This window comes from Pseudoalteromonas sp. FUC4 (genome assembly GCF_008370255.1).
In the GTDB taxonomy this organism is placed as follows: domain Bacteria; phylum Pseudomonadota; class Gammaproteobacteria; order Enterobacterales; family Alteromonadaceae; genus Pseudoalteromonas.
In genome coordinates this window covers 280,807-294,096 of sequence record NZ_SEUI01000004.1, presented here as the reverse complement: position 1 = coordinate 294,096, position 13,290 = coordinate 280,807, and the positions used below count along the sequence as shown (strand labels likewise).

Here is a 13,290-nt window from a genome sequence, read left to right as displayed (position 1 = left end):
ATTAACAAAAGTGAAAACGGGTAACAATTAATTAGTTTCAAAATCCATACCTTTTACTTACATTATAATAACAATGATGTAAGCTGATATTACGATAGTCATTTGCTACGTAGCAGTAAAGAGGTTTAATGGTGAACAAGAAATGGATAGCACAATGTTGTATTAGCTTAACGGTTTTAAGCTTTTATGTGCCAAATACATTCGCACAACAATCTTCAACGAAAACTGATAACTGCCTTGTAGAACAGACAGATTTAAGCACAAATAAAAACTTACGCCGAGAAGTTCAAGACAAAACAACCCTCACACACAGTAATAGTAACGCTAAAATAGCCTCAATAAAGCTCAAGCAACTTAATGTATTTAATACTGAGCTTGAAGAGGAAAATAATGCCTTATTCCGATTTGCTAATCGCGCTCATATTCAAACAGAGCCCGATGTTATTAATAACCTTTTATTATTCTCCCCAGGTGACAAGTACGACGCTAAAAAGCTTGCAGAGTCTGAGCGCCTACTTCGTAAAGAAAGCTACTTATATGATGCACAAATTAGTGCAATCGAAAACTGCGACGGTGACGTTAACGTAGAAGTGGTTACCCGTGATTTATGGACACTTTTACCTGAAGTAAACTTTAGCCGTAGCGGCGGAGAAAATAAATCGAGTATAGGTTTTAGAGAATCAAACCTACTTGGTTGGGGGAAGCGCCTTTCTTTATCGCGCACGACCGACAGCGATCGTAGCGGTTACTTATTTGTTTACGACGATCCTAATATTTTATCTACTCGCTACCGAGGGCGTTTAGAGTACGCCGATAATAGCGACGGCAAGCGTCATTTGCTTGAGCTAACCTATCCATTTTACGCAATTGACACCCCGTTTAGTTACGGTATTTTAAGTTATTCTGAGCAGCGCGAAGAGTCACTATATAAACGCGGCGAAGAGTTTAGTGAATTTGATCAAACTACCGATTTAAATCGTGCATTTATTGGGCACTCAAAGGCACTTAATAATAATTGGACCCAGCGACTAACGTTAGGTTATACCGACGAGCAGCATACCTTTGAAGCGATAGACACTACATTTGCACCACTTGCCGATGACAGAAGTTTAAGTTACCCCTTTATAAGCGGCCATTGGTTTGAAGATAACTACATAAAAGTACGCAATTTTGACAGTATATCTCGCACTGAAGATTTAAATTTAGGTTGGAATATTAAAAGCTTAATTGGCTATTCTGATGAGTCATTAAGTAATGACGACAGCCGCGCGGTGTATTCTTTTAACTTTAAAAAAGCCCACTTTACTAACGATAATACCTTATGGCGTTTTAGTGCTGATATTGATGGCTATTGGAATAAAGAACAAAAAAAGCTCGAAAACTTTATGGCCACCAGCCAAATACAATATTATTTAAATACCAGTGAAGACCAATCTTGGTATGTTAAAGCCCGCGTGCAATACGCCAAAAACCTGACTGCTGATCAACAGCTTACTTTAGGTGGCGAAACAGGCCTGCGTGGTTACCCAATGGATTATCAACATGGCGACCGCAGCTTTTTAGTTAATCTAGAAAAGCGCTATTACTGGGAGTACGATTTACTACAGCTATTTAAAGTGGGTGGAGCCGCTTTTGTAGATGTAGGCAGAGCATGGTTTAACGATAAAGATAATGGCGAAAATGCCCATGTATTGAAAAATGTAGGCGTTGGTCTTCGTTTGGCACCGAGTCGTGCAAACTCAGGAACCATGATCCACATTGATATTGCCGCCCCTGTTGATAGCTACGACGATGTAGACTCAGTCCAGTGGCTAGTAAGCGTTAAAAACACTTTTTAAATAATACAAACACGTTAAACTAATACCAATTGCATTAAATTGTTATGAAAGCTCAGGACCTAATGTGGAAATAATAGAAGTTTTAGAATTGTTTGCATCACAATATAAGTTGGTTGTAACTATAATCGCTATTTTGGTTTTCCCTCTTCTATTAAAAATAACCAAAAAACTACTCGAAAAAGCGATTAAAGGCAAAGTAGATTTACACCGAAAATACCGTGCAGAGCTTTTACTAAAAATTATACTCGCCTTTGTAGTCCTGTGTTTGGTTTTAGTATTTTGGGGTATAGAGCTGCGTGGTTTATTGGTTTTAGGCTCTTCTTTATTTGCCATGTTAGGGGTAGCACTTTTTGCCGCTTGGTCATTATTGAGTAACCTCACTGCATTTTTACTGATGTTTATTCAAAACGATTGCCGCGTTGGTTATTGGGTACGAATTATTGATGGTGCGAATCATATTGAAGGCCGCATTGTTGAAATGGGCTTAATGAATGTAGTACTTGAACATATTGATGGGCACCGTGTAATTTACCCTAACAATTTATTTGTGACCCGTCCTGTCATGGTTTTAAATAAAGAACCAAAACCAACTAAAACCCCTGTTATAAAGCGTATTATTGGTCCTAAAAAAACATAGTTTAAAAAATCATATTCACAAAAAAAACCGCAGTAGGCAAAATACCTACTGCGGTTTTTTAATGCTTAGCTAAACAGAATTGAGACTAGGGCATGTTGAACTTTGATGGTTGAATTTGCAGCAGCATGTTTGGTTTTTAGGCAAGGCAGAGCCTATGAAGTGTGGTTACTCCCCATAAATAGGCGATAACGCAGCATAAATGCCAAACATGCGCTGCCCTTCGGGTTCTGCCTAGGGGCGATAAACTCTTTGTTACTCGGTTTTTACTTAGCCCACTAGGTTACAAACCTCGCGCCGCGATTTAATCTTCCTTGGATTGAACAAATTTCAATCCGCAAAGATCAACACGCCCTAGCTATTAGTTATTTAGCTCAGCTGTTTTAAGCTCGTCATCTAAATCATTTATCTCGTCAATAAAGTGCTCTAGTTGCTGCTCTACTAAACTATTGTCATTTGCAAAGTAAGCAAGGTGGAATACCGCATCACCTTCATTAACCAATGGCATCGTTTGCTGACCAATAACAATACCGCCTTTAGGCGCTAAAAGCTCAAGCTCAGAATCCCCTAGAGGGCTACTTATATATGCAAGCACTTGCCCTTTAGTTACATGCTCGCCTAGTGATACTTGTGCACGCACAATGCCATCAACCTCTGCACGTATCCAACTAGTCGAACCTGCAATAATAGGATCTGGTAACTTTTTAGGTCGCTTGCCACGGATCATTTTTAAATGACGCATAACGTAATCAACGCCCTGCACACCTGCCGCAATAGCGATAGGGTCAAAGCGTAGCGCTTCGCCTGCTTCATAAGTAATAACCGGTATACCTAAGTTTGCGGCTTCACTGCGTAATGAACCATTACGCAATGATGCATTTATAACCGCCGGCGTACCAAATGCTTTAGCCATTTCAGCGGTTGCTTCATCTTCTAAATTAGCGCGAATTTGCGGTAAATTAGTACGATGAATAGCGCCAGTATGCAAATCAATAATGTGAGTACAATGTACCGCCACTTGATTAAAAAACATATAAGCCATACGCCCAGCTAATGAACCACGTTCAGAACCTGGGAAGCTGCGATTCATATCGCGTCTATCTGGTAAATAACGCGATTTATGAATAAAGCCAAACACATTCACAATAGGCACAGCGATTATTGTTCCGCGCAGTTGACTTGGGTCTATTTTAGCAAGTAACTGACGCACAACTTCTACACCATTTAGCTCATCACCATGAATAGCCGCACACACCATAAGCACAGGACCTTCCATTACACCGTTAACCACTTCAATAGGAATATTGAGTGGTGAATGGGTGTAAAGCTTAGCTGCTTCTAAGGCAAGCGTTTTACGCTCGCCTACGCCTACATTTTCTCCTAATAAGGAAAAAGGACGGTTAATTTTAACCTTTGCCACGTGTTGCTGTTCCTTTACTTGAGGCATTTTTTTCGATGAAATCAATCACCATACCTGCAATATCTTTACCTGTTGCTATTTCAATGCCCTCTAAACCTGGTGATGAGTTAACTTCCATCACAAGTGGTCCACGAGATGAGCGAAGTAAATCAACTCCCGCTACATTTAAGCCCATTGATTTAGCCGCTGCTACTGCCGTTTTACGTTCCTCTGGAGTAATACGAACTAATGTAGCGCTACCACCACGGTGAAGGTTAGAGCGGAATTCACCTTCTTGTGCTTGGCGCTTCATTGCTGCTATTACTTTGTCGCCAAGTACAAAACAACGTATGTCTGCACCACCCGCTTCTTTAATATATTCTTGAACCATAATATTGGCTTTTAAGCCCATAAACGCTTCAATAACACTTTCAGCTGCTTTACGTGTTTCAGCAAGTACAACACCAATACCTTGTGTGCCTTCAAGTAATTTAATTACAACAGGTGCACCGCCTACCATTTCTAGTAAGTCTTTTACGTCATCGGGTTTGCTAGCAAAGCCTGTTACTGGCATACCAACGCCTTTGCGCGAAAGTAACTGAAGTGAGCGTAATTTATCGCGCGAACGAGAGATAGCGACTGATTCGTTTACAGGATAAACACCCATCATTTCAAACTGACGAAGTACCGAACAGCCATAAAATGTAACCGATGCACCAATACGCGGGACAATTGCGTCAAATTCTTTTAAGTTTTCACCGCGATAGTGAATTTCTGGTTGCTCAGAGTTGATATTCATATAACAACGCAATGCATCAATCACTTTAACTTCGTGGCCGCGTGCTTCTGCTGCCTCAATTAAGCGACGTGTCGAATATAGCTTTCTGTTACGAGATAAAATACCGATTTTCATAGTTAAACCTTACGACCTAATAGTTGAGATAAAGCCGGGTCAACGACTATACGATTTTCCATGGCTGTACGCCCTAATAACATTCTAAACTTCATTGTTGCGCGGCTTGTTAAAGTAAGCTCGATAGGCCAGCTATGCTCGCCTGCATGTAATGTAGTTTCTATAAAGTAGCGTAGCTCTTTTTGCCCACTTGAGCTGGTTACGTACTTCATTTTTTTAACTTTTGCATTGCAAGTGACTTGCGTTTGTTCATCATCTTGCAGTGGTTGGGCCGTAAATTTAACCCATTTTTCTGAGTCAACTTCGTATTCTTCAATGTTAATTGCATGGATACATGAAGTGCGAGCGCCAGTATCAATTTTTGCTTTTATCTCGTTAATACCAAGCTCAGGTAAACTTAACCACTCACGCCAACCAACTGTGATCTTTGCTGTCATAAATGTGCCCTTAATAAAAAAGTGACTTATACGCTACCGGTCAAAAAACACCAACGAAATAAATTTATCTAGTCGATTAGTAAATTAAATTGATCTTTTAAAGCAACTGGTCACACAATGCACGCCTTGCTAAGTCGTACGTTAATGTCATTTTACTCATCCCAGAGGCTCTGCATATATTTTGCTATTTAAACTTAACTTATTAAAAATAAAGGTAAGTTTAAAATACCTAAGTAGATACACTATAGTTAACGGTATTAAAAACACACTATTATGAGAAACAATTATGATTAATGGTTTACTACATGCACTTGTACTTGATGGACAAGGCGGCGCTCGCCCTATTGGAAGCACTAATGAGCTAAATAGCTGGCAACCAAACCAAGGTAAACTTTGGGTGCACATGGACTATAGCCAAGGTGAGGCAGTTGAGTGGCTCAAGGCACAGCCTCATTTAAACGATTACGAATTAGAGTCTTTAATTGCTGATGAAACACGCCCACGTATTACAGCTACAACTAATGGCCATATGTTATTTTTACGTGGTGTGAATTTAAATCCAGCTCAAAGCCCTGAAGACATGGTTTCAATTCGTTTATTTATCAGCGAAAATATTTTAATTACCACCCGTAAGCGCCGTTTATTATCGGTGCAAGATACGCTCGCCTGTTTAAATGAAAATAAAGGTCCATGCAATATTTCTGAGTTAGTGTGTTCTATTACACAAAAACTAACCTCACGGATGCAAAGCGTTATTGATTCACTAGATGAAACACTCGACGAATTTGAAGAAGAAATAGATGAACCAAGTAAAAAGTTCGACAACCAAGGTTTATCACAATTGCGACGCCAAACTATTGCCTTAAAACGTTATTTAAAACCGCAAAAAGAAGCCCTTAGTTCAATGGTAAATAACCACTACCTATGGTTATTAGATGACGATAAAGCAAAACTTAATGAAACCACCAACTTATTAATTCGTTATCTTGAAGAGCTAGATAGTTCGATTGAGCGTGCGCAAATTATTCAGCAAACAATCACTAACCAAGTCTCTGAGCAGTTAAACCAGCGAATGTATGTTATGTCTGTAGTGGCAGCACTTTTTTTACCGCTGGGCTTTTTAACGGGGCTTTTAGGTGTAAACGTTGGCGGTATTCCTGGTACAGAGAGCCCTTATGCGTTTAGTGCTTTTGTTATATTTTTAATTGTACTTACTGGCGGTATTGGTGTGTATTTTAAAAATAAAAAATGGTTATAAATTAATTTTAAAACATTAAAAAAGGCCACTCAGCTTTAAACTGAATGGCCTTTTAAACTACTTAACAATTAAATAATTAGTTAGTTCTACGTGTGTAACTAACGTCAGTCATTGTTACTTTAGCCTTAGTAATACCTAAATCTTTAAAGCACTCTTTGAAAGAGTCTGAGTTACCTGACTCGCCACACTCATCTAGTGTATATGGGTCTTGCGATTGTAGGTAGTTACCAAATTTGAAGTAAGATTCTGAATCATCTTCTACAGGAATACCAAAGGTAGTACCTAGTGCAGTTACATCTACATCACCGTAATCATTTACTACTTTCAGATTAAATGACCCACCACTTCTGATAGTACCTAGTGCATGTTTTTCTTCTTTACCACTAGTGTTACGCAGGCGAACATATACATCAAAAATTCCGTTACCCGCTACGCTATCATCAAAGCCTGATTCATCAGTATCTGAAACATATACTTTTGAAATCGTACCTGTATCGCTAGCATGGTGCTGAGAAATAATCGTTTTACCACCATCAGACATTTCAACTTTTACAGTTGCCTCAAAAACCTCATAGGTTTCGGTCATAGCAACACGTGCACTTTCTTTTACTTTATATTCATGACGCCAGCCATTACCGTTTGGAGTGATATGACGCGCCTCTAGAGGAACAAACTCTAAAGTGTCACTATTTACTAATGGATGAGGATCGTTACCTTCAAGGTCAAAAATGCTACCGTTGGTGATGTTGCTTGCTATACCAGAGCCATTACCTGTGTCGCCGCCACCAGTATCACCGCCCCCCGTGTCTCCGCCACCAGAAGAACTCCCCTTAGTTAATGAGAAGTTATCAAAGCGAACATCGTTTGAGCTCTTGTCATGCTTAGCAAAAACTTGTAGTGAACTAGTGCTAGCTGTGGTGAAAGTTTTAGATACTTTTGTCCACGAAGAAACATTAAATTTCTCACTTGCAAATAAGCCATTAAGATCGTTAATCCCAATTTGCCCTTTACCGAGTACGTAGGCGCTCAATGTGTACTGAGTATTTCGATCTACATCTACATTTTGGTAAACACGTCCTGGACTACCTTGTATTTTCAGTGACTTTGAGCCTTTGTATGCGTCTGAAGATAGTGCTGCGGGCTCTGTTTCATTCCAGTTACTCCAGCCATCTTCAAAACCAGAATTATCAATCGTGGCAGCATGCGCAAAAGAAGTACTCGCAGCGATTGCAGAGCAAATCAGTAACTTTTTATATTTAACCATCATTTTTATTCCTTTAAATCTGTATAAATAATTTAACAGCTAACTTAGTAATAAATACCAAACTTAGCTTGCATCGTATAAACAGACTTTCAATTCAAAAAAATTGGTAATACCAAAAAACAAATTAAAAATTTAAATTGGCATTACCAAAACATCACCAAACCGGTAAATCAAGGCTATATTTTTTGTATCTAATATGTCAACAAGCGAATTGTTACCATGAAATCAGTTAAACGTTCTAAAAAGAATAAAAAAAGCAATATTAAGAGTTTAAAAACAATGAGTTAAAAAACAAATGAGTTCAAAAAAACGAATGTTACTATTTGTTAATTTCAGAAAATAGTAGTAATTAAAATAAAACCATCTATTACCAATTTTCTATTTATAGCTTAATGCTTTATGAATAAACCGAATTAAATTTCGATTAAATTGTAATTGAGAGAAACTGGTCATACCAATAAAGCGCTAACATAGCTTGGTTTGAAAATAGATTTAGTACGAATAATTAATTACACGGAGCTTTAATTAACACATTAACTAGCATAGTAAAGCCTTAAATATTTAGGTTTATTAGTCTCTAGCTAGTGCGTGTTGATCTTTGATGATTGAATTTGTGGCAGGGTATTTATTTAATACCAATTCGATTAATTAAGTGATCTACTTTGAGGTAAGAAAATCGTGTCGATAACAAAGCAAATTTTCGTTATTTAGTTGCTCCATATCAGATATTTTTAATGTAGTTAGCATCAGATTTAATCCTTCTAATTGATTAAGTCTTATTGCGTATTGGTATAACCTCGAAAATAAACATACCCTAATTATAGGCACAAAAAAGCGAGTGTTTTTACAACACTCGCTTTTAAACTAGTTAATCTAAATACTCGTTTATTACATTACTCTTGAAAGTAAGTGCCCCAACCGTCGTACTCTACTTCGCACTCAACGGCTAGTTGCGCTAGTTTATCAACGTCTTCCATAATAACGTCTACGTCTAGCTCAGCCTCAACTACTATGTCGAAGCTCCAAATTTTACTGCCATCTTCAAGCTCAAGCTCTGCTGGCTCTTCAACATCGTAGCCTAATTTAAAAGCAGCCAATGCAGCTTGCTCTAGTTTAGGGAAGTCTTCACACACAAAATGGTGTTCTACTTCATAAAGTATTTCAGGATCTGATCCATCTTCAAGTAGTGAACTTACGATGTCTTCACTTATTTCACGCCAGTTTTCCATTATTTTTCTCTCACTTGAGCATCTAATTCAGTTATTTTAGCAGCCATAATGCTATGCACGCTTTTAGCATGCTCACGCGCGCTAATTTCTTTATCAAGCGGTATAGGCGCTAACATTTCGATGTAAATTGTACCATTATCCCAACGATTTAGCTTAATGGTTTTATGTGTTGTATTCATACATACCGGAATTATGGGTACATCTGCGCTCATTGCGGTGTGAAATGCACCCGTTTTGAACGGTAGCAACCCTCTTCCATAGCTTCGAGTTCCTTCTGGAAACATCCATACAGATAAGCCATTATTTTTAATTTTTTCAGCGGATTTTGAAATAGTTCCCGCTGCTTTGGAGCGATTCGATCTGTCTATTAATATATTACCCGACAACCAATAAAGCTGACCAAAAAATGGAATCCACTTTAAGCTCTTTTTCCCCAAACTTACGCAGTTTTTAGGCACCATTGCTGGCACTGTAAATAAATCGTAGCTATTTTGATGATTAGCAACATAAACTGCAGGGCCTGCATCAACGGCATCTTTATGACGTGTTAAAACTAATTTAACGCCAATCATTTTAGCCATTGAGCCAAACCAGCCCGCTATAACATGTACATTATTGGGGTGAAATGGTCTTACAATCGAAAGTAATAAACCAAAAATACAACTGAATAATATAAACATCAGCATAATAAAAACGCGTATAACAGCTAGCAAATGGGCTTCTCCAAAGATCAATTATGATTATTATAACGTTATTTTGTGACACAGACGAGTCAATAGCGCACAAGTGTAAGCTGAAATATGCAAGCTCTTTGTTTTTATATTGCTTTAAAATGGTTTTAAAACAAAAACGGCCTGCAAATGCAGACCGTTTTTATTTATACAAAAAAAGTAATTGGTTACTCTTCGTTAATGGCTTCTATTGGCTCATCATTTTGTGGGGTCAGCTCAACAACGGCTTCGTCAACACGCTGTAAGCCACGAGGTAGTTTATTACCCCTACGCCCTCGCTCACCATGATAATGCTCTAAATCACTTGGTTTAAGTGTTAGTTTACGCTTACCAGCATGAAGCGTAACACTGCTTCCTTGTGGCACAACAGCAAGCACTTTTACAAACTCTTCACGGGCTTGTACTTTGGCACCTGGTATAGAAATAATCTTATTCCCTTTACCTTTACCTAATTTTGGTAAGTCACGCAGCGGGAATAAAAGCATTCGACCTTCGTTAGAAATAGCCATACAGTAATCGCTAGCAACATCGTTCACCCTAATAGGAGAGAGTAATATGCCACCTTTAGGGACACTTACCAGCGCTTTACCATTTTTATTTTTACTTACTAAGTCTTTAAAGTCGGTAATAAAGCCGTAACCTGCATCTGACGCCATAAGCAATACTTGCTCGTCTTCACTCATCACCACGTGCTCAAAATTAGCACCTGATGTTAAGTTAAAGCGACCTGTCATTGGCTCCCCTTGGCTACGCGCCGAAGGCAAACTGTGCGCATCGGTTGCAAATGCCCGCCCTGCTGAATCTAAAAATACAGCCGGTTGATTGCTCTTACCACGAGCTGAGGCTTTGTAACTATCACCTGAGCGGTAATTTAAGCCTTGTACATCTAAGTCATGGCCTTTACCAACACGTGCCCAGCCTTTATCTGATAGCACAACAGTAACTGACTCTGATGGAATTAAATCTTTTTCGTTAAGCGCTTTCGCTTCTGAGCGCTCAATCACTGGCGAACGACGATCGTCACCATACATTTCTGCAGCTTCTTGAATCTCTTTTTTAAGAAGCGTTGACATACGACGTTCTGAGCCCAAAATTTGCACTAATTTATCACGCTCTTTGGCTAGTTCATCTTGCTCACCGCGAATTTTAAACTCTTCAAGTTTTGCTAAATGACGAAGTTTTAATTCTAAAATAGCTTCTGCTTGCGTATCAGTTAAATCAAAGCGATCCATTAATACAGGCTTTGGTTTATCTTCGCTGCGGATGATTTCAATCACTTCATCAATATTTAAAAAGGCGGCTAATAAACCTTCTAAAATATGCAAACGCGCTAATACTTTATCTAAACGGTACTGCAAACGACGACGCACTGTTTCGCGTCTAAATGTTAGCCACTCACTTAAAATACAGCGCAAGTCTTTAACTTGCGGGCGACCATCTAGGCCTAGCATGTTTAAGTTTACGCGGTAATTTTTTTCAAGATCGGTGGTTGCGAATAAGTGCGCCATTAATGGCTCAGCTTTAATGCGGTTTGAGCGCGGGATAATTACAATACGCGTTGGATTTTCGTGATCTGACTCGTCACGTAAATCAGCAATCATAGGTAATTTTTTAGCGTTCATTTGCGCTGCAATTTGCTCAAGTACTTTACCACCAGAACATTGATGCGGCAGCGCTGTAATAACAATATCGCCATGCTCTTCGGTGTAAACCGCACGCATTTTGATAGACCCACGACCGGTTTTATATATTTTATGAATATCGGCTTTTGGGGTAATTATTTCAGCATCTGTTGGGTAATCTGGTGCATGTACAAGCTCAAGTAATTCTTCAAGCTCTGTTTTTGGTTTATCAAGTAATAAACAACATGCGCTAGCCACTTCACGTACGTTATGTGGCGGAATATCTGTTGCCATACCTACGGCGATACCCGTTATACCATTGAGTAAAATATGTGGTAAACGAGAAGGCAGTACAACAGGTTCATCCATTGTGCCATCAAAGTTTGGTGTCCAATCAACGGTGCCTTGGCCAAGCTCTTTAAGCAGTACTTCTGAAAACTTAGATAAACGCGCTTCGGTATAACGCATTGCCGCAAACGATTTAGGGTCATCTGCTGCACCCCAGTTTCCTTGTCCATCTACCAAAGGGTAGCGATAAGAAAACGGTTGCGCCATTAATACCATGGCTTCGTAACAGGCACTGTCGCCGTGTGGATGGTACTTACCGAGTACATCACCCACTGTACGAGCTGATTTTTTGTACTTAGCGTTAGCTGACAAACCCAGTTCGCTCATCGCATAAATAATACGACGCTGTACTGGTTTTAAGCCATCACCTACATGCGGTAGGGCACGATCCATGATTACGTACATGGAATAATTTAAATAGGCGTCTTCGGTAAAACGCCCCATTGTTTGTTGCTCAATTCCTTGCATTAGCAAGGTATCTGTATCACTCATTAAAGCTTACCTAGTTTTTCTTATAGCTTACACGGTAGATTACATTGGCGTAATCATCGCTTACTAACAGACTGCCGTCACCTAATTCTGCAAATGCAACAGGGCGTCCAAATGTTGTTTCGTCTTTCATAAAGCCAGTAATAAATGGCGTATATTTAGTTACGCGACCTACTTCGATTGTTGCTAGGCCTACTTTATAACCTGACTTTTTAGAACGGTTCCATGAGCCATGTTCAGCAACAAATAATTGTTGCTTATAACTTGCTGGAAATTGCTTACCGTTATAAAAATGAATACCTAATGGCGCTACATGCGCTGGAAGTGCAAGTGCTGGCGACGTGTAATCGGCAATGTTTTTACCTTCACCAAACTCAGGGTCAATAATTGCACCGGCATGAACATACGGAAAACCAAAATGCTCTCCTTCTTGTGTTGCACGGTTTAACTCATCAGGTGGAATATCATCGCCCATCATGTCGCGACCATTATCACTAAACCATAAAGCTTGAGTAGCAGGATGAAAATCAAAACCCACTGTGTTTCTAACGCCTTTAGCTATTGTTTTTATTTGTTTTGTTTCTACATTAAGTGCAAAAATACGACCAAAACGCTCATCCTCAGCACAAATATTACACGGCACACCCACTGGAATGATTAATTCTCCCGTTGGTGCAAAACGTAAAAATTTCCAGCCATGATGACGCTCACTCGGTAGTTTGTTATAAACCACATCAAACTTTGGATCTTTTAATTGGGTATCAATATTTTTAAAGCGAATAATACGATGCACTTCGCCAACATATAAGTCGCCATCTTTAATTGCTATACCAGAGGGCATGTTTAAGCCTTTAGCCACAACAATTTTTTTATCTGCTACGCCGTCGCTATTGTGATCAATAAGCGCATATACGTTGCCCGCTTTACGAGAGCCAACATACACAATACCTTTTTTTGAAACGGCTATTTGACGTGCATTTTCTACATCATTTGCAAATAAGCTAATTTCAAACCCCGGTGCTACGGTGAGCTTATCGAGTATATTTTTAGCCATTGCAGGAGCGCTAGTCAGCCCAAGTAACAGCAAACTTCCTAGTAATTTTTTCATTTGTCTCTCCTAGTGTTAGG

General features: G+C 39.2%; 11 protein-coding genes. 3 read left to right on the top strand and 8 right to left on the bottom strand.

Features of this window, described 5'->3' with window-relative positions:
- Positions 1-128: 128 nt before the first annotated feature.
- Together EU510_RS13545 and EU510_RS13540 are read left to right on the top strand one after the other, a co-directional pair.
- Positions 129-1,838 carry a ShlB/FhaC/HecB family hemolysin secretion/activation protein gene (locus EU510_RS13545; RefSeq protein WP_149593931.1) on the top strand — a complete coding sequence of 570 codons (1,710 nt, stop codon included), beginning with the start codon at positions 129-131 and terminating at the stop codon, positions 1,836-1,838.
- 64 nt (positions 1,839-1,902) lie between these two features.
- The gene (locus EU510_RS13540) at positions 1,903-2,475 is read left to right on the top strand and encodes a mechanosensitive ion channel domain-containing protein (protein ID WP_149593930.1); all 573 of its coding nucleotides are present in this window, start codon (positions 1,903-1,905) and stop codon (positions 2,473-2,475) included.
- Between the two features lie 358 nt (positions 2,476-2,833).
- On the opposite strand, the gene EU510_RS13535 is transcribed toward EU510_RS13540, so the two are convergent.
- Genes EU510_RS13535 through EU510_RS13525 form a run of 3 tightly spaced genes read right to left on the bottom strand, consistent with a single transcriptional unit; the run spans position 2,834 to position 5,221 of the window.
- Positions 2,834-3,892 (bottom strand): succinylglutamate desuccinylase/aspartoacylase family protein, encoded by a 1,059-nt coding sequence (locus tag EU510_RS13535; protein ID WP_149593929.1) that lies wholly within the window; start codon positions 3,890-3,892, stop codon positions 2,834-2,836.
- A complete protein-coding gene (gene rimK / locus EU510_RS13530) occupies positions 3,879-4,784 on the bottom strand; it encodes a 30S ribosomal protein S6--L-glutamate ligase (protein WP_002961977.1) in 906 nt (301 codons plus the stop codon). The genes EU510_RS13535 and rimK overlap by 14 nt, the downstream gene beginning before the upstream one ends.
- A 2-nt stretch (positions 4,785-4,786) precedes the next feature.
- Entirely contained in the window at positions 4,787-5,221 is a 435-nt protein-coding gene (locus EU510_RS13525) for an ATP-dependent zinc protease (protein WP_002961974.1), read from the bottom strand.
- Positions 5,222-5,507: 286 nt separating this feature from the next.
- Between EU510_RS13525 and EU510_RS13520 the strand changes: the two genes are divergently transcribed.
- Positions 5,508-6,479, top strand: coding sequence for a zinc transporter ZntB (locus tag EU510_RS13520; protein ID WP_149593928.1), 972 nt, complete (start codon positions 5,508-5,510; stop codon positions 6,477-6,479).
- Positions 6,480-6,555: 76 nt separating this feature from the next.
- Here EU510_RS13520 and EU510_RS13515 read toward each other — a convergent pair whose 3' ends face one another.
- The 5 genes from EU510_RS13515 to EU510_RS13495 all read right to left on the bottom strand — a co-directional run bounded on the left by EU510_RS13515 (position 6,556) and on the right by EU510_RS13495 (position 13,270).
- Entirely contained in the window at positions 6,556-7,743 is a 1,188-nt protein-coding gene (locus EU510_RS13515; protein WP_149594089.1) for a polysaccharide lyase family 7 protein, read from the bottom strand.
- 893 nt (positions 7,744-8,636) lie between these two features.
- Positions 8,637-8,972: a ribonuclease E inhibitor RraB gene (gene rraB, locus EU510_RS13510; protein ID WP_007376503.1), complete on the bottom strand. Its 336-nt coding sequence runs from the start codon at positions 8,970-8,972 to the stop codon at positions 8,637-8,639.
- Positions 8,972-9,685 (bottom strand): 1-acylglycerol-3-phosphate O-acyltransferase, encoded by a 714-nt coding sequence (locus tag EU510_RS13505; RefSeq protein ID WP_149593927.1) that lies wholly within the window; start codon positions 9,683-9,685, stop codon positions 8,972-8,974. Before EU510_RS13505 ends, rraB begins: the two co-directional genes overlap by 1 nt.
- 185 nt (positions 9,686-9,870) lie before the next feature.
- Positions 9,871-12,165 carry a DNA topoisomerase IV subunit A gene (parC, locus tag EU510_RS13500; RefSeq protein WP_149593926.1) on the bottom strand — a complete coding sequence of 765 codons (2,295 nt, stop codon included), beginning with the start codon at positions 12,163-12,165 and terminating at the stop codon, positions 9,871-9,873.
- A gap of 10 nt (positions 12,166-12,175) precedes the next feature.
- Positions 12,176-13,270 carry a PQQ-dependent sugar dehydrogenase gene (locus EU510_RS13495; protein WP_024605067.1) on the bottom strand — a complete coding sequence of 365 codons (1,095 nt, stop codon included), beginning with the start codon at positions 13,268-13,270 and terminating at the stop codon, positions 12,176-12,178.
- Positions 13,271-13,290: the final 20 nt, after the last annotated feature.

Bases quoted from the DNA above. Each gene is read 5' to 3' on its own strand.
- EU510_RS13545 (WP_149593931.1), top strand. From the start codon at position 129: ATGGTGAACAAGAAATGGATAGCACAATGTTGTATTAGCTTAACGGTT.
- rimK (WP_002961977.1), bottom strand. From the start codon at position 4,784: ATGAAAATCGGTATTTTATCTCGTAACAGAAAGCTATATTCGACACGT.
- EU510_RS13525 (WP_002961974.1), bottom strand. From the start codon at position 5,221: ATGACAGCAAAGATCACAGTTGGTTGGCGTGAGTGGTTAAGTTTACCT.
- EU510_RS13520 (WP_149593928.1), top strand. From the start codon at position 5,508: ATGATTAATGGTTTACTACATGCACTTGTACTTGATGGACAAGGCGGC.
- EU510_RS13515 (WP_149594089.1), bottom strand. From the start codon at position 7,743: ATGGTTAAATATAAAAAGTTACTGATTTGCTCTGCAATCGCTGCGAGT.
- rraB (WP_007376503.1), bottom strand. From the start codon at position 8,972: ATGGAAAACTGGCGTGAAATAAGTGAAGACATCGTAAGTTCACTACTT.
- parC (WP_149593926.1), bottom strand. From the start codon at position 12,165: ATGAGTGATACAGATACCTTGCTAATGCAAGGAATTGAGCAACAAACA.
- EU510_RS13495 (WP_024605067.1), bottom strand. From the start codon at position 13,270: ATGAAAAAATTACTAGGAAGTTTGCTGTTACTTGGGCTGACTAGCGCT.